A 20,614-nucleotide genomic window follows, 5' to 3' on the forward strand; every position below is an offset into this window, starting at 1 on the left:
GGCGACGGGCGGCTTTAGCGCCGCACCGCATTGCCGCCGAGCACCACCTGCGCGAACCGCTGCGCGCCGTCGGCTGACAGATCCGACGTCACCGCACGCGCATGGTCCAGCCCGACCACGGCACCGCGCGGGGTATCGGAGATCATGTTGTTGTTGACCAGCGCGATGCCGGCGCCCGACACGACGGAGACGCCGACGCCGGCGAGGGCCTTGCGGATCACGTTGCCCGTGATCGCGACGTCGCGCAGATATTTGCCCCAGCCGGCGACGATGCCGTAGGACGGTGCGTTCTCGATCACGTTTCCGGTCACCGAGGTATCCGCCTCGATGTAGATGCCGACGCCGGCATCGTCGTCCGGCGCGGTGCCGATCGGGCGCTTCGGAACGAGGTTGCGGATGATGTTGCCCTGGACCACCGCGATGCGGCCGCCTTCGTTGAAATTGCAGACGGAGACGCCGACCGCGGCGCCGTCGACCGTGTTGTTGGCGATCACCGCGGCCTCGAACGAAAACTCCGAATAGAGCGCGACCTCGCGAACGTCGCTGACGCTGTTGCCTGTGATGTGGATGTTGGAGGCGGAGTTGCCACGCACTGCGGAGTAATCGCAGTTCCTGATGCGGTTGCCGCGCACGATCACGTTGCCGGCGCGAAAGGCGTTGATGGCGTTGCCGTACTGGCCGGAGCCGCCGGGGCCGGCCTTGATGTTCTCGATGCGGTTGTCGGCAACCAGCGTGCCGTCGTCGCCGATCGCGGTGCGCAGGATCTCGATGCCGTTGTCGTTGGTGCCGAGAATCGTGTTGCGCGAGACGCTGAGGCCCCTGGCGTCGAACGAGACCACCGCCGTCACCATGATGTCAGTGAAGATGTTGCCGGAGATGTCGCCGGACACCTGTTCGAGCCAGATGCCGCTGCCGCCTGAATTCGTGATCTCGCAATCAGTGATGCGCGTGTCGCGCCCACCGAGGACATGGATCAGCCCGCGCCGCGCCGGCAGCGGAATGCTGCCGCCGTCGAAAGTGATGCCGGTGAGGCCGATGGAGTCCGAACCGTCGCTCTGGATCGCCGAGGCGCCGCCGGTGAAGACGAGTTTCGTCGCCCCGCGCACACCGATCAATTGCGCGCCGTTGGGCAGCCGCAACAGCCCGGCGCGATAGACGCCGGGTGGTAGCGCCAGCGGCAGCTGTGCGCGTGCAGCTTCGTCGATCGCGCGCTGCAGCGCGCGGGTTTGATCTTCGCTGCTGCCGGGCCGCACGCCGTATTGTGTGGCATCGCGGCCGAGCAGGGATGTCAGTGGTGCCGCGCGCGCGGCGTCGGCCGGCATGGCGAGCGCGCCCGCGATGCCTGCGGTCGAAGCCCCGATGAGATGACGGCGATTGAGGTCCATGACGCGTCCTCCGGCGGAGGCGGGAGGGCATCCGCGCCGACTAGGTAGCGCAGGGCAGGCGAGGGCGCGGGGATTGTTCGCGGTAGGGTTAAATGTTTACGCAGAGACGGTGCCGTAGGGTAGGCAAAGCGTAGCGTGCCCACGATTTGACGGGAGATGGAACGAGATGGTGGGCACGGCGCAGGGGCGCCTTTGCCCACTCTACGAAGCCGGCGTGTTCCGCCCCTTCCTCGCCAACGCCACCATCTCCATCAGCATCGCTTCCCCCGCATCCACCAGCTCTTCCAGCGTGATCCGCGGCGCACCCTTGCGCCGAACCGCGCCGCTGCGTGCGAGCGAGGGAATGTGGATGAACGCCGCGAGCTGCGGGCCGCCCGCCTTCACGTTCTCGATCGCGCGCCAGCTCAGGTAGTTGCAGAGATAGGCGCCGGCATCGCGCGAGGAGCGCGCATCGATGCCGGTGAGGCGCGCAGCGCGCAGCAGCCTTGCCGTGTGCGGACCGAAATTCATCGCGTCGGCATGGCCGGCGATGCCGCGCTTGCTCGATCGGGTGTTGGCGGCATCGGGCCAGAGCATGGTGACGGCGTTGCGCGCGCGGGTCTCGATCCGCAGGTAAGGCGTGCGCGCGGCGAGGCCGAACATCAACAGCGCATCCGGCCTCACCTTTGCGATCACCTCCGGCAATTGCCGGTCGACCGCGGCATAGGTGACCGGGAAGATGTGGCTGGAGATCGCGACATCGTCGAGTGCCGGACGGCGCAGTTGCGCGAGCCGCGCGACCAGCGGCTGGGTCGGGTTATAGGGCGCGCCGGGAAACGGGCCGAAGCCGGTGAGGAGAATGCGGAGCTTTTCGCTCATTTCAGCAACTCCAAGATCTGCTCGGCGGCGAGGGCCGGCGTGAGATGGCCGTCGGCGACCTCGGTCTCGATCTTCCGGACCTTGGTGCGAACCGAGGCCTCGCTGCGCAGCCGCGCCAGCATGCGCTGCTCCAGCATCGACCACATCCATTTCACCTGCTGGTCGCGCCGCCGCGCGGCGAAATCGCCGGACGCGTTCATCGCCTTGCGATGGTCTAAAACCTTCTGCCAGAGGTCGGTGATGCCGGTGCCGGCCAGCGCCGAATAGGTGACGACGGGTGGGTGCCAATGCTCGGATCGGGGGCTGAGGATATGCAGCGCGCCGCGATAATCGGCGGCGGTGATGTTGGCGCGCTTGAGATTGTCGCCATCGGCCTTGTTGATCGCGATCATGTCGGCGAGCTCGACCAGGCCCTTCTTGATGCCCTGCAATTCGTCGCCGCCGCCCGGCAGCATCAGCGCGAGGAAGAAATCGGTCATGTCGCAGACCGCGGTCTCGGACTGTCCTATGCCGACGGTCTCGACCAGCACGACGCCGAAGCCGGCGGCCTCGCATAACAGCATCGCCTCACGCGTTTTCGCGGCGACGCCGCCGAGCGTGCCCGAGGACGGCGACGGGCGGATGAAGGCATCGTCCGAGGCCGACAGCCGCGCCATCCGCGTCTTGTCGCCGAGGATCGAGCCGCCGCTGCGAGCCGAGGACGGATCGACCGCGAGCACCGCGACCTTGTGGCCCTGCTCGATCAGATAGGTCCCGAGCACATCGATGGTGGTGGACTTGCCGACGCCGGGCGATCCCGTGATGCCAACGCGAAACGCCTTGCCGGTCTCCGGCAGAAGCCTCTGCACCAGCTCCCGCGCCAGCGCCTGATGGTCGGCGCGCCGGCTCTCCACCAGCGTGATGGCCCGCGCCAGCGCCGCGCGGCTGCCGCCGCGGAGCTCCTTGGCGAGGGTCTTGATGTCGAGCGAGGGCTTCTTCTCAGTCATGCCCCTGCTTTACAATGCCGAGGCGGGGCAGGCGAGGCCCGCCCGCCCGATATCACCGGCTCGTGGCTGCCGCGGCTTGCGGCTGTTTTACCTTGCGCCAGACCCACACCATCACCGGCCAGAGCAGGGCGCCGATCGCCATGGCGGCGAGGATCGCTGCGACCGGGCGCTCGAAGAACGGCAGGATACTGCCGTCCGACTTGATCAGCGAGGTCACGAAGGCCTGCTCGACCATGGTGCCCATGACGATGCCGAGCACCATCGCGGCGACGGGATAGCCGTTCGCCTCCATGACGTAGCCGATCACGCCGAAGGCGGCGACGGTGACGACGCCGAACATGTTGTTGCCGATCGCGAACGAGCCGACCGCGCAGCACAGCATGATGATCGGCATGATGGCGGAGCGCGGGGCCAGCAGGATGTAGGCGGCAACCCGGATCATGGCGATACCGAGCGGGATCATCATGATGTTCGCGATGATGAACATCAGATAGATCGCGTACATGCTCGACGCCTTCTCGGTGAACAGCGTCGGGCCGGGATTGAGGCCCTTCATGTAGAGCACGCCGATCGCGATCGCGGCGATGGTGTCGCCGGGGATGCCGAACAGCAGCGAGGGCACCCAGCCCGAGGCGATGCTGGCATTGTTGCTGGCGCCGGCCTCGACCAGGCCCTCGACATGGCCGGTGCCGAATTTTTCCGGCTCCTTGGAGAAACGCTTCGACATCGCGTAGGAGACCCAGGCGGCCATGTCGGCACCGGCTCCGGGCAGCACGCCGATGATGATGCCGACGATGTTCCCGCGCGTCATCTGCCAGTGATATAGCTTTGTCAGCCTCCACTGTCCTGCCATGATGCTTCCGAATTTTCGTCGCGGCAGCGGCGGCGGCTCGGGGGTCAGCATCGCGCGCATCACCTGCGCCACCGCGAACACGCCGACCAGCGCCGGGATCGGCTCGATGCCGCCGAACAGATCGGTGAGGCCGAAGGTGAAGCGCGGCACGCCGCCGGGATTTTCGATGCCGATGCAGGAGACCAGCAGGCCGAGGAACATGCCGGCGATCGCCTTCACCGGGGAGGAGCGCGCCACCAAGGTGGCGCACATCAGGCCGAGCAGCGCCAGCCAGAAATATTCGAAGGTCGAGAACGACAGCGCGATCTCGGCAAGCGGCGGCGCCAGGATCATCAGCGACAGCACGCCGGCGATGCCGCCGACCGCGGAAAACCACACGCCGGCCCCGAGCGCGAGCTCGGCCTGGCCCTTGCGCGTCATGGCGTAAGCTTCGTCCGCGTAAGCCGCGGAGGCCGGCGTGCCGGGAATGCGCAGCAGTGCGCCGGGAATGTCGCCGGAGAAGATCGCCATCGAGGACGCCGCGACGATGGTCGCGATCGCCGCGATCGGCGAGAGGTAGAAGGTGACGGGGACGAGCAGGGCGGTCGCCATCGTCGCCGACAGGCCCGGCAGCGAGCCGATCACGAGCCCGTACACGGAGGCCGCGAACATCGAAATGATGACCTCCCAGGTGGAGATCAGCGCGAAGGCATCAATCAGGGTCTTCAGCATGGGATTACCAGGGCGTCGGCAGCAGGCCGGCGGGCAGCGGCACGCGGAGCAGCTTGCCGAAGATGAGGTGGATGGCGAACGGCGACAGCGCGGCAAGCGGCAGCGCCAGCTTCCACTTCGCACCGAGCGCGGTCGAGGTCACGTAGACCATGATCGCCGCGGTGATAATGAAGCCGAGCCGGTCGGCCGCGGCGACGTAAAACAGCAGCAGCGCCGGCGGCAGCAAAGCGCGCAGGCCGTAGAGCTTGCCCTGCGGCGGTGGAGCGGCCGCCTGGCCGTCCTCCAGCGGGATCAGCTCTTCCTCCTCCTCGAAGGAGTGGCCGATCCCGAACACGATCGCGAGCCCGCACAGCGCAAGGCCGGTGCCGATCACGAGCGGAAACACGTTGGGGCCGACCGGCTGGCCCGGCACCGGCGGCAGGATATAGCCGCCATAGGCGGCAGCCGCGCCGAGCACGACGAGAAACGATCCCGTGACGGAGTCGGGAAGACGCATGGGGAGGAGTCCTACAGGAGGTGCGCTCCCTCTCCCCGCTTGCGGGGAGAGGGTTGGGGTGAAGGGGGCTCGCCGCGGGCGAGGTGAGAGTTGGAGGCGTGGAGAGTCCCTCTCACCCGAATTCGAGCAAAGCTCGAATTCGACCTCTCCCCGCACGCGGGGAGAGGTGATGCAGTGAGCGAACCAACCACGTCAGCCAAAGTCATCTCACGCGAGAGCTGTGAAAGGTCACGCCTTGCTCAAGCCCGCCGCTTTCATCGCTTCACCCATCTGGGCGTCGCCCTTGTCCATGAAGCCTGCGAACTGGCCGGCATCGCCCCACACGGTGCCGAAGCCGCGATTGCTCATGAAGTCCTTGAACTCGGCGGACTCGTAGACCTTCTTCAGCGCCGCGGTGAGCTTGGTTGCGATCTCCGGCGGCAGGTTCTTCGGGGCGCCGATGCCGCGCCAGGCGCCGGTCGCATAGTCGATGCCCATCGCTTCCTTCAGCGTCGGCACGTCCTTGAAGATCGGGTTGCGCGCGGGGGCCATGATGGCGAGGCTCCTGGCCTTGCCGGCCTCGATGATGGCGCGCGCCTCCGGCACCGAGCAGGTGGTGAGGTCGAGGCCGCCGGCGGCGAGATCCTGCATCGCAGGGGCCGCGCCGTTCGACGGCACCCAGGCGACCTGGTTGGCGGGCAGGCCCATCGCCTGCATCCAGCCGACCAGCGCCAGATGCCAGATGCCGCCCTGGCCGGTGCCGGAAGCCTTGAACTTGCCGGGAGGCGCCGCCTTGATCGCGTCGGCGAGCTCCTTGACCGTCTTGTAGGGCGAGGACGAGGAGACCTGGATGCCCGGAGGATCCTCGTTCATCAGCGCCAGCGGCGTGTAGCTCTTCGGCGTCAGCTCGGTGAGGCCCTGCCAGTGCATCATCGAGATTTCGACGGTCAGCATGCCGATGGTGTAGCCGTCGGGCTGTGCGGTCGCGATCGCGCTATGGCCGACCACGCCGGAGCCGCCGGTGCGGTTGACCACATTGAAGGGCTGGCCGAGGTCCTTTTCCAGAAGTGCTGCGACAATGCGCGCGGTCGCGTCGGTTCCCCCGCCGGCGCCCCACGGCACGATCACGGTGACCGGCCGGGCCGGATAGGCTTGCGCAAGTGCGGGCTTGAAGCCGAATGCCGCGGACGCGGCAACGGCGGCGGTCGAAGCCGCAAAGGTGCGGCGCGAAATCTTGGACATTGAATCTCTCCCAGCGGCGCCCGTGACGTCGGGTGCTCTTCTCAATGTGCCATTCTAGTCGGCTTTGCAGCACCGCCGCAAGGTAGCGCTACCAACGAGATCGCCATGTTGTGTGAAACCATGATGCCCATCGGATGGGCGGTCGGAAATCGGGTGGGTTTTGCTAGCGCAGTTCGCCAACCTCTGCGCGTAACGAAAGCCAAAGGCAAGCCATCGATGACCCAAGCCTATTATAGCGCCGTGCTGGACCGCCCGCTGGACGAAGTCTGGTCGCTGATCCGCGATTTCAACAACTATCCCGCTTACATCGACGGCGTGAGCGAGAGCGAGATCGAAGACGACAAGCGCGGGGATGAAGTCGGCGCGATCAGGCGCTTCTGCTATCTCGGAAACTGGATCCGCCAGCGCCTGGTCGATCACTCGGATCGGCAGCACAGCTTGACCTACGCCGGTCTCGACGCGCTGCCGTATCCGCAAGATGACGGAAGCCAGGTGCCTGCGCCGACGCGCTATCAAGGCACCATGCATCTGCGCCCGATCATCGAGGGCGATCGCACCCTCATCGAATGGTCGGTGGCTCTCGATACCGAGCCGGCGGATGCCGATCGCTGGCAGTCGCTATTCGCGTCCTGGATTCCTGATTGGACGGACTCACTTGCGCGGACGCTGGCGCGGGCCAGTTAGCGACCGCTCACGGCTCCTCGGCGTCGCCCTTCGGCCGCGCGCCGCCGAAGATGCGCGCGCCTTCCGCGGTGAGGTAAGGCTTCAACGTCTCCCATGGCACGAAGGCGACATACTCGCCTTCGGCGTAGGGGCCGACGGCGTAGGGCGGATAGTGGAAGGTCAGCCCGGAGCTCTTGCCTGCCTCGGTTGACGGCGCGAGCGTCACCGCGCCGATTCTGAGCAGGCTCGGTTTCAGTTCTTTGAACCACTCGTCGGTTGCGGTCTCGCTGGCGTCGCGCTTCGTTTTCTCGGTGCGGAGCGAGGCGATCACGGCCTTCACCATCGCCTTCATCGTCGCCCCGTTATCGGCAGTATCGGTGAAGAGCGGGCGGATCGAGATGCGCTTGTTGTCGGCCTTGTCCCACAGGATCGTGTTCACGTCCGAGTTGGGATGCGCGCCGCGGGTGTTCATATAGTCGTTGCGGAGGACGCTGACGTAGCGGTCGGCAACGACGGAGCGGACCGAATATTTGCGCTCGAAATCCCAGCCACCGTCCTTGAAGAATTGCGGGTCGGCTTTGCGCGCGGCGGCAGCTTCGGCGGCATTCTTGTTGAGCCATTTTTTGCCCTCCGCGACGCAATCCGCCACCAGCGCCGTATCCGCCTTGATCCTGTCGTCGAGGAACATGCGCGCCTCGATGCTCTTGGTCTTGACGGCGGCGTCGGGCTTGGGGTCGGCGGCGTGGGCGGGACCGAACAGCGCGCTGCAAACCGTGGCGACGCTGAGCGCGCGCATGAACATTGGCGCGAAAAACACCACGCAAATTCCTTCTTGTCGGGAAATAGACGGCGAAGCTACTCCGCCGCTTCGCTATGCCCGAGCCGCGCATTCAGCTTGCGGATCAGCTCTTCAGCCGCATCCGCGATCACCGTGCCCGGCGGGAAGATCGCTTCAGCGCCGGCGGCGTAGAGCGCGTCGTAATCCTGCGGCGGCACCACGCCGCCGACGATGATCATGATGTCGTCGCGGCCCTGCTTCTTGAGCGCCGCCTTCAGCTCCGGCACGGCGGTGAGGTGGGCCGCGGCGAGCGAGGAGACGCCGAGGATGTGCACGTCGTTCTCGACCGCCTGCCGCGCGGCCTCATCGGCGGTGGCAAACAGCGGCCCGATGTCGACGTCGAAGCCGATGTCGGCAAACGCGGACGCGATCACCTTCTGGCCGCGGTCGTGGCCGTCCTGGCCGATCTTGGCGACGAGGATGCGCGGGCGGCGGCCCTCAGCCTCCTCGAAGGCGTCGATCAGCGCCTGAACCTTCTCGACCTGGTTGCCCATGGTGGACGCCTCCCGCTTGTAGACGCCGGTGATGGACTTGATTTCGGCGCGGTGGCGGCCGAACACCTTCTCCATCGCGTCAGAGATTTCGCCGACGGTCGCCTTGGCGCGCGCCGCGTCGATCGCGAGCGCGAGCAGATTGCCATTGCCCTCGCCGGCCGAGCGCGTCAGCGCGGCGAGCGCGGCATCGACGTCCTTCTGGTTGCGCTCGCTCTTCAGCCGCGTCAGCTTGTCGATCTGCAGGCGGCGGACATTGGTGTTGTCGACCTTGAGGATGTCGATCGGCGCCTCGTCGGTCGGCTTGTACTTGTTGACGCCGATCACCGCCTGCTTGCCGGCGTCGATCCGCGCCTGCGTCTTGGCGGAGGCCTCCTCGATGCGCAGCTTCGGCAGGCCGGCCTCGATGGCCTTCGCCATGCCGCCGAGCTCCTCGACCTCCTGGATGTGGCCCCACGCTTTCGCCGCGAGGTCGCGCGTCAGACGCTCGACGTAATACGAGCCGCCCCAGGGATCGATGATCCGCGTGGTGCCGCTCTCCTGCTGCAGGAACAGCTGGGTGTTGCGGGCGATGCGCGCCGAGAAATCGGTCGGCAGCGCCAGCGCTTCGTCGAGGGCGTTGGTGTGCAGCGACTGGGTGTGGCCTTGCGTCGCCGCCATCGCCTCGACCGTCGTCCGCATCACATTGTTGAAGACGTCCTGCGCGGTCAGCGACCAACCCGAGGTCTGGCTGTGCGTGCGCAGCGACAGCGAGCGTGGGTCTTTGGGGTTGAAGGGCTTGAGCAGCTTCGCCCAGAGCAGGCGCGCGGCGCGCAGCTTGGCGACTTCCATGAAGAAGTTCATGCCGATCGCCCAGAAGAACGACAGGCGCGGCGCGAAGCGGTCGACGTCGAGACCTGCAGCTAGGCCGGCGCGCAAATATTCGACGCCGTCGGCGAGCGTATAGGCGAGCTCGAGATCCTGCGTCGCGCCAGCCTCCTGCATGTGATAGCCGGAGATCGAGATCGAATTGTATTTGGGCATCTTTTGCGAGGTGTACGCAAAAATGTCCGAGATGATCCGCATCGAAGGCGCCGGCGGATAGATGTAGGTGTTGCGCACCATGAACTCTTTCAGAATGTCGTTCTGAATGGTGCCCGACAGCTTCTCCGGCGGCACGCCCTGTTCCTCGGCGGCGGCGACGTAGAGCGCGAGGATCGGCAGCACCGCGCCGTTCATGGTCATGGACACGCTCATCTGGTCGAGCGGAATCCCAGCGAACAGTGTGCGCATGTCGTAGATGGAATCGATGGCAACCCCGGCCATGCCGACGTCGCCGCCGACACGCGGATGATCGCTGTCATACCCGCGATGGGTGGCGAGATCGAAGGCGACGGAAAGGCCTTTCTGGCCGGCCGCGAGGTTACGGCGGTAGAACGCGTTGGAATCCTCCGCCGTGGAGAAGCCGGCATATTGCCTGATAGTCCAGGGCTGGTTGACATACATGGTCGGGTAGGGCCCGCGTAGATAAGGCGCGATGCCGGGATAGGTCTCGAGGAAATCGAGCCCGGCAAGATCGGCCTCGCCATAAGCGGGCTTCACCAGAATGCCCTCGGGCGTCAGCCAAGGCTCGGCGCTGCCTGACGGTGCAGCGGTGGCGGCACGCTCGAATGCGACGTCTGCGAAATTGGGAATGCGGCTCATGGTTTCAACCATATCCTCAATCATGATCCGGATGCTGATGGCTGACGATGGTCGCCATCTTCTCCGGTCCGTAATTCTGTTGCGTGGTCTGGCTCGGCAGATTGGCGATGCCCACCACCCAGCCGAGGCGGGATTCGGTGCCGAACTGTCGTGTCGGAATAATCTGGTCAGGACGGTCGAACGCGCCGGTCATGATCTCGATCCGGTCGCCGTCGATGCGGCCGAAGCTCAGCGGCGTGCCGCAGCCGGCGCAAAAGCCGCGTTCGGCGATGGTGGAGGAGCGGAAGAACGACGGCTGCCCCTTGGTCCAGGCAAAGTCGGTCTTGTTGATGTCGGCAAAGGACGCGAACGGCGCGCCGGCCGCCTTCTGGCACATGCGGCAGTGACAGATCGAAATCCTGGTTGGCGCGGTCGTGACGCCAAAGCGCACGGCCCCGCATTGGCAGCCGCCGGTGAGAACTGGTTTGCCTGGTTCGGTCATTTCTGTTCCATCCGTCGATAGGCGTCTTGCAGAGTGGCAAGCGCATCGCCTCCGGCGAAGACAAAACCCGTGACGCCGGCGGCCCGCAGCGCCGCCTCGGCCTCAGTCGGGCGGCCTGCCAGATAGATATGTCGACCGCCGGCCGTTTGCAGGGCCTTCGCTGCAGCTTCGGCGTGTTCCGCATAGACCTTGTCGTTGGAACAAAGACAGGCAAGCTCGGCGCCCGAGGCCTTGAACGCTGCAGCCACCTTGGCCGCATCGGCAAAGCCCTCGCTATCGAGGGCTTCGATGCCGCCGGCTTCGAAGAAGCTCTTGGCAAAGGTCGCGCGCGCCGTGAAATCGGCGGCCGTGCCGAGATTGGCCAGGAACACTTTCGGCCGGGAGCCCCGCGCCTTCAGCGCCGCGTCGGATTTGTCACGCAGCGCCTCGAACGGTTCCGCCAGCCGGATCGGCGGCAGCGGATCGAACTTGTATTTCTGCTCGCCGTACGGTGCCAGCCCGACCGGCGTCGCTTTCAGCACCGCGGTCTCGCTCTCGTGCAGGTTCGGAAACTCGCTGGCGCCGGTCAGCACGTCACGACGCTTTGCGATGTTGGCGTCGCGCGCTTTTCGCGCGGCCGCGACCTTGCCCTGAAACAGGCCTTGCTGAAGCGCGGCAAACGCACCGCCGGCTGTCTCGCTCTCCTGGAATAGGGTCCAGGCCGCCTCACAAAGCTGCGCGGTCAGCGTCTCGATGCCGCCTGCGCCGGCCGCGGGATCAGAGACCTTGGCGAGGTTGCTCTCTTCCACCAGCAGGAGCTGCGTATTGCGCGCCACACGGCGCGCGAACGGATCGGGCAGGCCGAGGGCCAGCGTATGCGGCAGCACGGTGATCGCGTTGGCGCCGGCCAGCCCCGCCGCGAATGTCGCGATGGTCGCGCGCAGCATGTTCACGTAAGGGTCGCGCTGCGTCAGCATGCGCCAGGCCGTGTCGGCGGCGATGAACAGCGGTTTGGGCGTGAGCCCGCACGCTGTCTCGATGCGCGCCCACAACAGCCGCAGCGCGCGGAATTTCGCCATGGTCAGGAACTGGTCGGCATCTGCGGCAAGCCGCGCATAGACCATGCCCTGCGCGGCTTCGAGCGGAATGCCGGCGCCTTCGATCGCACGCAGATAAGCGACGCCGCAGGCGAGCACGAAGGCGAGCTCCTGCACCTCGGAGCCGCCGGCATCGTGGATCACGCGTCCGTCGGCGGACGCGAACGGTCCCGTGAAACCAAGCCCGGCGAGGCCCTTGATCGCGCCGGTGACGGCAGGGGCGATCTCCTCCCAGGAATAGGGACTGTGGCCCCACACCGCGCCCGCCGCGAGCGGATCGAGCCCGAAGCGGATGTTGCAGGCGGCGGGATCGAGGCCGCTGCTCTTCACATATTCCGCGACATGGATCGCGGCCATCCGCGATTGCGGTCCGATCTGAAGCTCGAGGCCGATGCCGGCATCGAGATGGATGTCCTTCAAGACCCTTGCGATGGCTTCGGCCGAAGGTTCCAGACCGAACCCGTGAGCGCCGCTGCCGCCGGCGAACACCAGCGCGAACCCGGTCGCGCCGTTCTCCAGATCCTGCAACGCCTGTGCATTCGCGAGCGCCGCGTCGGGATGGTCGATCCGCTGGATGATTTGCCAGGGTGCGGCGGCTGGTCGACCCACGACGGGCGCGACATCCTTGGCGCGCGGATAGAGCGGATCGATCTTGAGTCCGTCATAGGTCTTGCCGACCAGCTTCTCGAACGGCGCGCCCTTCAGCACGCCGTCGACCAGCTTGCGCCAATCCTCGACGGTCGTCTTGGGAAAATCGGCCGCCAGCGGCAGGTCGTCAGTCACGGAGGTCATGCGGCCAAGGGCTCCCAAACGTATCGTTATTCGCAGGCGAAATTGCCACGGCGGGCCGCCCCTGCAAACGGTTGTTTTTGATTAACCGGTATCCGGAAGCCGCTCAATGCCTTGCGTCGAGACGCTGGCGAGCCCGTCACGCACTGGAATGCCCGAGATCACGCGGTCGGGTGCAATCTCGGCCAGCGGCACCAGCACGAAAGCGCGCTCGAACAGGCGCGGATGCGGCAAGGTCAGGTCCGGCTTCTGCAAGCTGACATCGTCATAGGCGATCATGTCGAGATCGAGCGTGCGCGGGCCCCAGCGCCGCTCCTTGTTCCGCGTGCGGCCGAATTTCTGCTCGACCTTCTGCAGCACGAACAGCAGCGCATGCGGATCGAGGTCGGTCTCGATCTCGATGCAGGCATTGATGAAGGGATCCTGCTCTTCGTCGCCCCAGGGCGGCGTGGCATAGTCCGAGGACCGCGCGATCAGGGCGCCTTGCGCCATGCCGCAGATGTGCGCGATCGCCTTGGCGAATGTCGCGCGGACATCGCCGACATTGCCGCCGAGTGCGATCAGCACGCTTGCCATCAGGGGTGCCGCGAGCGGGTCAGCATGATGCCGACATCGTCGAAGATCGCGGCGATCGGCGCATGCGGCTTGTGCACGGTGACCTTCACGGCGCGGATACGCGGGAAGTGCGACAGGATGGCGTCGGCCACCGCGCCGGCGGCGCGCTCCAGAAGCTTGTAATTGGTATTCTTGAACGCTGCCGTCGTCGTCGCCACGACGTCGGCATAGGACACGGTGTCGGCGAGCCGGTCGCTGCGCGAGGGCTCCGACAGGTCGGTATAGAGTTCGAGATCGATGACGAAGCGCTGGCCGACTTCGGTCTCGTGATCCATCACGCCGTGGCGGGCGTGGATCGACAGGCCGGTGACGAAAATCGTATCGGTCATTGCTTGCCCTCGATTGCGTTCGCCACCCGCAGCGCCTGCAAGGTCTCGGCGACGTCATGGGTCCGGATGATCTTTGCGCCGCGCTGTGCGGCGATCAGGTGCGCGGCGATCGAGCCGGCGAGCCGGTCCTTCGGCTCCGATGGCGACACCGAAGCGATGAAGCGTTTTCGCGAGGCACCGACGAGGATCGGCAGGCCGAACATCTCGAATTCGCGCAAGCGCGCCAGCGCGGTCATGCTCTGCTCGGCAGTCTTGCCGAAGCCGATGCCGGGATCGAGCACGATCTTGTCGCGCGCGATGCCGGCCTTTGCGGCGATATCCAGCGAGCGCAGGAAGAACGTCTTCATGTCCGTGATGATGTCGATGGCGGGATCGGCGTCGTCGCGGTTGTGCATGACGATGACGGGAACGCCTCTCGCGGCCACCAGCGGCGCAATGGCGGCGTCGCGTTGCAGGCCCCAGACGTCGTTGGCGATCGCCGCGCCCTGGTCGAGCGCGTAGGCCACCACCTCGGCCTTCATGCTATCGATCGACACCGGCACGCCGAGCGCGACCACGCCCGCCAACACCGGCTTCAGCCGGGCGAGCTCGTCGTCCGCCGTGACGGCCTTCGCGCCCTTGTAGGGCCGGGTGGATTCGGCGCCGATATCGATGATGTCGACGCCATCCGCGATCATCGCCCGCGCCCGTGCGAGCGCCTGCTCGGGCGCGATGAACTCGCCGCCATCGGAAAAGGAATCCGGGGTGACGTTGAGCACGCCCATCACCGCCGGGATCGGTCGTTCCAGCAGTTTCCGCAGCGCATCTGGCCCGGCCGAGCCGGCCGGCGGGACGGATGGGGAGGGCGAGGCATTCATGCCGCCCGCTTTGCGCGGTCGGGGAGGGGGAGTCAAGACGGAAGGGCGCAGCACAACCCTGGTCTGAGACCGTCACCCTGAGGCGCTCGCCTCTTCGGCGAACCTCGAAGGGCGACGGCCCGGCTCTCTCCGTGCGGATGTGGCGGTGGCCGTGCATCCTTCGAGGCTCTCCACGGGGACGCTTTGCGTCCCGTGTTTCGCACTTCAGGATGACGGAGAGAGCAAGTGAACTAATACGTAATCTTCGGCTGCAGCTTCTTCGCCTTGGCGATGATGTCGCCGACCGACTTCTCGGAAGGCAGGATGCGGAGCAGCTTCTTCTTTTCGTTGGCGTCGCGCATGCTCTGGGCGAGCCTTGCCGGATTCCGATAGGCGAGCTCGCGCACGGTGGTGACGCCGGCGGCGCGGACCAGGCCGACCTTGGCCCGACCCATGCCGGGAATACGCATGTAGTCGGAGACGTTGGCCCATTCCAGCAGCAGCTGCTCGCTGATGCCGGTCTTGGCGGAAAGCGCCTTGCGGCCCTTCACCGTGCCGGCCGCCTCGAGCAGCCCGTCGGTGGTGCGGATGCCCTGCGCCTTCAACTTGTTGGCGGCAAAGACCGACAGGCCCTCAATCTCGGAGATCGGATATGTCATGATACTCGATATGAATTGCCAAAGCTTCAGGCGAACTGGCTGAGGCCCGGCGTCCCCGCAACGATCTTGCCCATCTGATCTGCTCCGATTTTGTCTCGGCCGAAGCGGAAAAGTTCACGGGCGACGTTTTGAATCTCCGACATGCCAAGTCCGAGGCCCCTCAGGCGCGTGCCGACAGCCATCAAGCCGCCGCCCATCAGCCGCGACAGTCCGCCGCCGCTCCTGGATGCCTCGATCGCGGCTTCCGCTCCGGGGATCTGATCGATCAGGGCCTGCACGCTGTCGGAAGGACCCTCGTTGCGGAGGAAGCCCAGGATGATGCCGACGCTCTTTTCAGCGACAGCACTATCTATGCTGGCGTTTGTCGCCAGCCGCCCGATCAGCTCGTCCATAAGGCCCGCCCCTCAGCCGGTTTGCTTGCCGGAGTATTTCTTTCGAAAATGATCTTGAGCCGGTGTGATGTGAAATTCAAGCGATGAACGCACGCGTCGCCGCGATTCACCTTCGAACGCGCGAAAAGTGTTGCAGCGATGCAAGAGCGGAGTTGGAATCGGCGAAAAATTGCCGCGTTGCGAACGCCTCGTTCCTACTTTCGGCTGATGTCGTCCGTCCGTTTCCGACTATGTCGCATGTTCGGCCGTGTTGAACCGTTTTAATCGGCGCGCAACATGCGTTAAACTACGGAACTGGTGCATTTGAGTTTCAATACGCGAAACCCGGCAGAGAGATCAGAGAGAATAATGACCGCACAGGACAGCAAGCTCGGCGATACCGACGACAGGATCTTCGTCGGCAAGGGAGACGAGCAGGCATGGCTGACGCTGGCGCTCGCCAATCGCCACGGCCTCGTCACGGGCGCAACCGGAACCGGCAAGACCGTGACGCTGCAAGTGATGGCGGAAGGATTTGCACGCGCCGGTGTTCCGGTCTTCGCGGCGGACATCAAGGGCGACCTCTCCGGCATCTCCGAGGTTGGCGAGGCCAAAGACTTCATCCTCAAGCGCGCTTCCGAAATGGGGCTGAATTTCCAGCCCGACCAGTTCTCGACAGTGTTCTGGGACGTGTTCGGCGAGCAGGGCCACCCGGTGCGCGCGACCGTCACGGAAATGGGGCCGCTTCTGCTCGCGCGCATGCTCGACCTCAACGACGTGCAGGAAGGCGTGCTCAACGTCGCCTTCCGTGTCGCTGACGACAACGGGCTGACCCTCATCGACATGAAGGATCTGCGCGCACTGCTCGACGCCATTGTGCCCGATAGCGCGAAGAAGGGGGCGGACGTGGGGGAGGATCCGCTCGCCGCCATCCGCAAGGCCGCGCAGGGGTTCGGCAACGTCACCAAGGCCACCGTCGGCACCATCCAGCGCCAGCTGCTGGTGCTGGAGAACCAGGGCGGCACCAAATTCTTCGGCGAACCGGCGCTGACGCTGAAGGACTTCATGAAGACCGACCGCGACGGCCGCGGCATGGTCAACATCCTGGTCGCCGACAAGCTGCTGCAGAACCCCAGGCTTTACGCGACATTCCTGCTGTGGATGTTGTCGGAGCTGTTCGAGGAGCTGCCCGAGGCCGGCGATCTGCCCAAGCCAAAGCTCGTGTTCTTCTTCGACGAGGCGCATCTGCTGTTCAACGATGCGCCCAAGGCGCTGATGGACAAGATCGAGCAGGTGGTCCGCCTGATCCGCTCCAAGGGCGTCGGCGTCTACTTCGTGACGCAAAACCCGGTCGACGTCCCCGACCGCGTGCTCGGACAACTCGGCAACCGGGTGCAGCACGCGCTGCGCGCCTTCACCCCGCGGGACCAGAAGGCGGTCGCCGCTGCGGCCCAGACCTTCCGGCCCAACCCGAAGCTCGACACCGCCAAGGTGATCATGGAGCTCGGCAAGGGCGAAGCGCTGGTGTCCTTCCTCGAGGGCAACGGCACGCCGGCGATGGTGGAGCAGGTGCTGATCCGGCCGCCGTCGGCTCGCATCGGGCCGATCACGCCGGACGAGCGCAAGGCGATCATGGCTGCGAGCCCGGTGAAGGGCAAATACGACACCGCGGTCGATGAAGAGTCCGCTTACGAGATGATCCAGAAGCGCATCGCCGGCACAGCGGCCACAGCGGACGGTTCGGCAGGCGGAAATGGCGGAGGGCTCCTCGGCCAGATCGGCTCGATCGTCGGCACTATCTTCGGCACCAACGTCAAGCGCGGCCGCCTGTCGACCGGCCAGGTCATTGCGCGGGACGTGACGCGATCGGTCACCAACCAGGTGATCGGCGGCATGGCCGCCAATATCGGCAAGTCGGTCGGCGGCCAGCTTGGCGGCTCGATCGGCCGCACGCTGGTCCGCGGCGCGCTCGGCGGATTGCTGCGGCGGTAGCCACGCCAAAGACCTCATTTCAGGCAATCCGCTTCCGCTTGGTGCGACCGACCTCGCTCCGTTCGTGGGGCAGGGCGATCGCATGTGAGCAGCGGCGTCCTTGCGGCCATCCTTCGAGACGCCCGCTTTGGCGGGCTCCCCAGGATGAGGGCGGAGCGCGTAGCAGCCATTTCAACGGGCGCCGATGCTGTTTAGCCTCATCCTGAGGAGACCGCGGAGCGGTCGTCTCGAAGGACGAGGCGTGCGCAGACCGCCACCAAGAAGCCAAACGCGATGCCTGACCTCGCAGGTAAGTCCGATCACCACCCGGTACAATTTCAGGTGAGGGGCTCTCCAAGCCTGCGCCGGTCTGCTACGTCCTGTTCGCCGCCGCACAGGACCACCCCGTGACCCCGCCCGCTCCGTTAGCCAAGCCTGACGCGCCCAGACGCCTGTCGCTGCGCGCGCCGCTGGACCTGTTGTTTCTGTTCTGCTGCGTCCTGCTCACCGCCGACGTGCTCGTTCCCGAGATCTTCGGCAGCGGCAAGACCAAGGATTACCCGCTGTGGTTGTGGGCCGGGCAACAGGTCCTGCAGGGTAAGCCACTCTATCCCGCCACGGCCGTCGAGTATTTCGAGTTCATCTATCCGCCGCTGCCGGCGATCCTGCTGGCGATCCCGAGCTGGTTCGGCAAGATCCCGCTCTATGTCGTCCTGTCGATCCTGAATGCCGTGGCGTGGTGGTACACCGGGACGTTCTCCCAGGTCATGGCCGGCTCGGGGCGCAGCCCCGGCCGCTGGCTGGAGGCGCTGCCTGCCGTCGTCACCGTGCCGTTCGTGTTCGACATGTTCGACCTCGGCCAGCCGAACCTCGTCCTGCTGGCCATGATGCTCTACGGTTTCTGGAGCTTGCGGCATCAACGTCCCTGGCTAGCGGGCTTCATGTTCGCGCTCGCCGCTGCCATCAAGGTGTTTCCGATCGCGGTCCTGCCGTATCTGGTCTGGCGGCGGAAATGGGCGGCGGCCGCCGCCACGGTCGCCTTCACCGGCATCCTGCTCTATGTCGTGCCAGCGCCGATCCGCGGCTTCGAGCGCAACGCGGCCGAGCTTGCGACCTGGTATCAGGGCATGGTCGGAACGAGCTCGGAAAAGGGCTTTGGCCAGCGTGACGAGCAGAACTGGTCGTGGGTCAACCAGTCCCTCATCGCCGTCACGCACCGCCTGGTCCGTCCGATCAACTTCAATCTGGAGGATCCCGGCAAGCCGCCGCGCACGATGAACATCATCGACGTCGATTACAGGACGGCGAACTGGATCGTGCTGGTGCTGTCGGCCTTGCTCGGGCTCGGCTTCGTCGCGATCATGCCGCAGCAAGCGCGGCGAACGGCGCGCTCGGATGCCGAGGAGCTCGCCATCCTGTTCTGCCTGATCACGGTGGCCTCGCCTTTGGCTCGGCAATACTACTTCATGTGGCTGTTCTTCCCGATGACGGTGCTGATGCATCGCGCCGCCTTCGACGAGCGGCCGAATGTGCGTCTCGGAACCTGGCTCGCCCTCGGCGCAGCCGGAATTCTCATGCTGCTGGCGCTGCCGTGGTTTCCAACTGTCCTCCAGGCGTGGGGCAACAATCTCCTCGCGACCGCCGTTCTTGCAGGTAGTCTTGCATGGCACATCCGGCATCCGCCCGTTGCGGCTGGCTCCGAGCCCGCGACGGCGCTAAAACCCGGTACCTCTTGAGACTCGAACGTCAGGACCAACGACCATGGCCAATGCGCAGCTTCAATCCGTGCTCGACCACATCGACAAGGATTTCGACAACAGCCTGGAGCGCCTGTTCGCGCTGCTCCGGATCAAGTCGATCTCCGCCGATCCGGCCTTCGCCGGGGATTGCAAGGCGGCGGCCGAGCATCTCGCCAAGGATATCGCGAGCCTCGGCGTCGCCACTGAAGTGAGGCCGACCGCGGGCCATCCCGCCATCGTCGGCAAGACCGGAGCCGGTGGGCGGCCGCATGTGATCTTCTACGGCCATTACGACGTGCAGCCGGTCGACCCGCTCGATCTCTGGCACCGTCCGCCGTTCGAGCCTGTCGTCACCGACCATGCCGACGGCCGCAAGATCATCGTCGCGCGCGGCGCCGAGGACGACAAGGGCCAGGTGATGACGTTCGTCGAAGCCTGCCGCGCCTGGAAGAAGGTGACGGGCTCGCTGCCGGTCGACATCACGTTCCTGATCGAAGGCGAGGAGGAGGTCGGCTCGAAGAACTTCGTGCCCTTCATCGAGGCCAACAAGGACGAACTCAAAGCCGACTACGTGCTGGTCTGCGACACCGGCATGTGGGACCGGAACACGCCGGCGATCACGACCTCACTGCGCGGCCTGCTCTACGAGGAGCTGAAGATCACCGCCGCCAATCGCGACCTGCATTCCGGCGTGTTCGGCGGCAGCGCGATGAACCCGATCCGGGTGCTGACGAAAATTCTGGGCGGCCTGTTCGACGACGACAACCGCATCACGATTCCCGGCTTCTATGACGGCGTGAAGGATCTGCCGCCTGATATCCTGGAGCAGTGGAAGAAGCTCAACCTGACGCCGGAGATGTTCCTCAAACCGATCGGCCTGTCGATACCGGCCGGCGAGAAGGGGCGCCTCCTGATCGAGCAGGCCTCATCGCGCCCGACCTGCGACGTCAACGGCATCTGGGGCGGCTATATCGGCGAGGGCTCCAAGACGGTGATCCCGTCGCATGCTTCAGCCAAGGTCTCGTTCCGCCTGGTCGAAGGGCAGGACCCGCAAAAGATCCGCAAGGCCTTCCGCGACTACGTGACGGCGCGCATTCCCGGCGACTGCAAGGTCGAGTTCGGCGACCATTCCGCCGCGCCCGCCGTCGCGCTCGACTGGAACATGAAGCCGCTCGCCGCCGCCAGCAAGGCGCTGACGGAGGAATGGGGCAAGGAGACCGTGCTGATGGGCTCCGGCGCCTCGATCCCGATCGTCGCCGACTTCAAGCGCACGCTTGGCCTCGACTCGCTGCTGGTCGGTTTTGGATTGGACGACGACAACATCCATTCGCCGAACGAGAAGTACGATTTGAGAAGCTTCCAGAAAGGCATCCGCTCATGGGCCCGCATCCTCGCGGCGTTGGCGGAGGTGAAGTAGGGCACGGTGCCGTAGGGTGGGCAAAGGCGCAAAGCGCCGTGCCCACCATCTCTCACCAAACGCGAAAGAACGTGGGCACGCTGCGCTTTGCCCACCCTACGGCTCTGCTGTCGTGGCGACCACCGGCCCAAAATAAAAACGCCGCC

19 protein-coding genes are annotated in these 20,614 nt (G+C 65.6%); 4 read left to right on the forward strand and 15 right to left on the reverse strand.

All coding sequences use genetic code 11. The features are described 5' to 3' along the window. Positions 1 to 14: 14 nt before the first annotated feature. From GGD65_RS28760 to GGD65_RS28785, 6 genes are all read right to left on the reverse strand, one after another. The gene (locus GGD65_RS28760) at positions 15 to 1,385 is read right to left on the reverse strand and encodes a TIGR03808 family TAT-translocated repetitive protein (RefSeq protein WP_183237379.1); all 1,371 of its coding nucleotides are present in this window, start codon (positions 1,383 to 1,385) and stop codon (positions 15 to 17) included. A 201-nt stretch (positions 1,386 to 1,586) separates the two neighbouring features. Then, positions 1,587 to 2,243: a pyroglutamyl-peptidase I gene (locus tag GGD65_RS28765; protein ID WP_183237380.1), complete on the reverse strand. Its 657-nt coding sequence runs from the start codon at positions 2,241 to 2,243 to the stop codon at positions 1,587 to 1,589. After that, complete coding sequence (gene meaB / locus GGD65_RS28770) at positions 2,240 to 3,229, reverse strand: methylmalonyl Co-A mutase-associated GTPase MeaB (protein WP_018315740.1); 990 nt, start codon at positions 3,227 to 3,229, stop codon at positions 2,240 to 2,242. The genes GGD65_RS28765 and meaB overlap by 4 nt, the downstream gene beginning before the upstream one ends. 52 nt (positions 3,230 to 3,281) lie before the next feature. Next, complete coding sequence (locus GGD65_RS28775; RefSeq protein WP_183237381.1) at positions 3,282 to 4,793, reverse strand: tripartite tricarboxylate transporter permease; 1,512 nt, start codon at positions 4,791 to 4,793, stop codon at positions 3,282 to 3,284. A gap of 4 nt (positions 4,794 to 4,797) precedes the next feature. After that, positions 4,798 to 5,289 (reverse strand): tripartite tricarboxylate transporter TctB family protein, encoded by a 492-nt coding sequence (locus GGD65_RS28780; RefSeq protein WP_183237382.1) that lies wholly within the window; start codon positions 5,287 to 5,289, stop codon positions 4,798 to 4,800. 228 nt (positions 5,290 to 5,517) lie between these two features. Then, a complete protein-coding gene (locus tag GGD65_RS28785) occupies positions 5,518 to 6,510 on the reverse strand; it encodes a tripartite tricarboxylate transporter substrate binding protein (protein WP_183237383.1) in 993 nt (330 codons plus the stop codon). A gap of 216 nt (positions 6,511 to 6,726) precedes the next feature. Between GGD65_RS28785 and GGD65_RS28790 the strand changes: the two genes are divergently transcribed. Next, the gene (locus GGD65_RS28790) at positions 6,727 to 7,194 is read left to right on the forward strand and encodes an SRPBCC family protein (protein WP_183237384.1); all 468 of its coding nucleotides are present in this window, start codon (positions 6,727 to 6,729) and stop codon (positions 7,192 to 7,194) included. Positions 7,195 to 7,201: 7 nt separating this feature from the next. Here the strand turns inward: GGD65_RS28790 and GGD65_RS28795 are convergent, their stop codons facing one another. The 9 genes from GGD65_RS28795 to GGD65_RS28835 all read right to left on the reverse strand — a co-directional run bounded on the left by GGD65_RS28795 (position 7,202) and on the right by GGD65_RS28835 (position 15,362). Then, complete coding sequence (locus GGD65_RS28795; RefSeq protein WP_409362763.1) at positions 7,202 to 7,969, reverse strand: RsiV family protein; 768 nt, start codon at positions 7,967 to 7,969, stop codon at positions 7,202 to 7,204. 59 nt (positions 7,970 to 8,028) lie between these two features. Then, the gene (scpA, locus tag GGD65_RS28800) at positions 8,029 to 10,185 is read right to left on the reverse strand and encodes a methylmalonyl-CoA mutase (protein ID WP_026201546.1); all 2,157 of its coding nucleotides are present in this window, start codon (positions 10,183 to 10,185) and stop codon (positions 8,029 to 8,031) included. 16 nt (positions 10,186 to 10,201) lie between these two features. Continuing rightward, positions 10,202 to 10,666: a GFA family protein gene (locus tag GGD65_RS28805; RefSeq protein ID WP_018315747.1), complete on the reverse strand. Its 465-nt coding sequence runs from the start codon at positions 10,664 to 10,666 to the stop codon at positions 10,202 to 10,204. Then, the gene (locus tag GGD65_RS28810; RefSeq protein ID WP_183237385.1) at positions 10,663 to 12,534 is read right to left on the reverse strand and encodes a methylmalonyl-CoA mutase family protein; all 1,872 of its coding nucleotides are present in this window, start codon (positions 12,532 to 12,534) and stop codon (positions 10,663 to 10,665) included. The genes GGD65_RS28805 and GGD65_RS28810 overlap by 4 nt, the downstream gene beginning before the upstream one ends. An 81-nt stretch (positions 12,535 to 12,615) precedes the next feature. Next, positions 12,616 to 13,107, reverse strand: a complete 492-nt coding sequence (gene folK, locus GGD65_RS28815; protein ID WP_183237386.1) for a 2-amino-4-hydroxy-6-hydroxymethyldihydropteridine diphosphokinase — start codon at positions 13,105 to 13,107, stop codon at positions 12,616 to 12,618. Continuing rightward, positions 13,107 to 13,475 (reverse strand): dihydroneopterin aldolase, encoded by a 369-nt coding sequence (gene folB, locus GGD65_RS28820; protein WP_018315750.1) that lies wholly within the window; start codon positions 13,473 to 13,475, stop codon positions 13,107 to 13,109. Before folB ends, folK begins: the two co-directional genes overlap by 1 nt. Further along, the gene (gene folP / locus GGD65_RS28825; protein WP_183237387.1) at positions 13,472 to 14,332 is read right to left on the reverse strand and encodes a dihydropteroate synthase; all 861 of its coding nucleotides are present in this window, start codon (positions 14,330 to 14,332) and stop codon (positions 13,472 to 13,474) included. Before folP ends, folB begins: the two co-directional genes overlap by 4 nt. 230 nt (positions 14,333 to 14,562) lie before the next feature. Further along, positions 14,563 to 14,970, reverse strand: a complete 408-nt coding sequence (locus GGD65_RS28830) for a DUF4332 domain-containing protein (protein ID WP_018315752.1) — start codon at positions 14,968 to 14,970, stop codon at positions 14,563 to 14,565. Between the two features lie 26 nt (positions 14,971 to 14,996). After that, positions 14,997 to 15,362, reverse strand: a complete 366-nt coding sequence (locus tag GGD65_RS28835) for a DUF2267 domain-containing protein (protein ID WP_183237388.1) — start codon at positions 15,360 to 15,362, stop codon at positions 14,997 to 14,999. Positions 15,363 to 15,710: 348 nt separating this feature from the next. Between GGD65_RS28835 and GGD65_RS28840 the strand changes: the two genes are divergently transcribed. The 3 genes from GGD65_RS28840 to GGD65_RS28850 all read left to right on the forward strand — a co-directional run bounded on the left by GGD65_RS28840 (position 15,711) and on the right by GGD65_RS28850 (position 20,468). Next, positions 15,711 to 17,333, forward strand: a complete 1,623-nt coding sequence (locus tag GGD65_RS28840) for a helicase HerA-like domain-containing protein (RefSeq protein ID WP_183237389.1) — start codon at positions 15,711 to 15,713, stop codon at positions 17,331 to 17,333. A 386-nt stretch (positions 17,334 to 17,719) separates the two neighbouring features. Then, positions 17,720 to 19,048, forward strand: coding sequence for a glycosyltransferase family 87 protein (locus GGD65_RS28845; protein WP_183237390.1), 1,329 nt, complete (start codon positions 17,720 to 17,722; stop codon positions 19,046 to 19,048). 25 nt (positions 19,049 to 19,073) lie between these two features. After that, positions 19,074 to 20,468, forward strand: a complete 1,395-nt coding sequence (locus tag GGD65_RS28850) for a M20/M25/M40 family metallo-hydrolase (protein WP_091953233.1) — start codon at positions 19,074 to 19,076, stop codon at positions 20,466 to 20,468. The last annotated feature ends 146 nt before the right edge of the window (positions 20,469 to 20,614 follow it).

Origin of the sequence: Bradyrhizobium sp. CIR18 (assembly GCF_014198295.1) — a bacterium.
Taxonomy (GTDB): Bacteria; Pseudomonadota; Alphaproteobacteria; order Rhizobiales; family Xanthobacteraceae; genus Bradyrhizobium.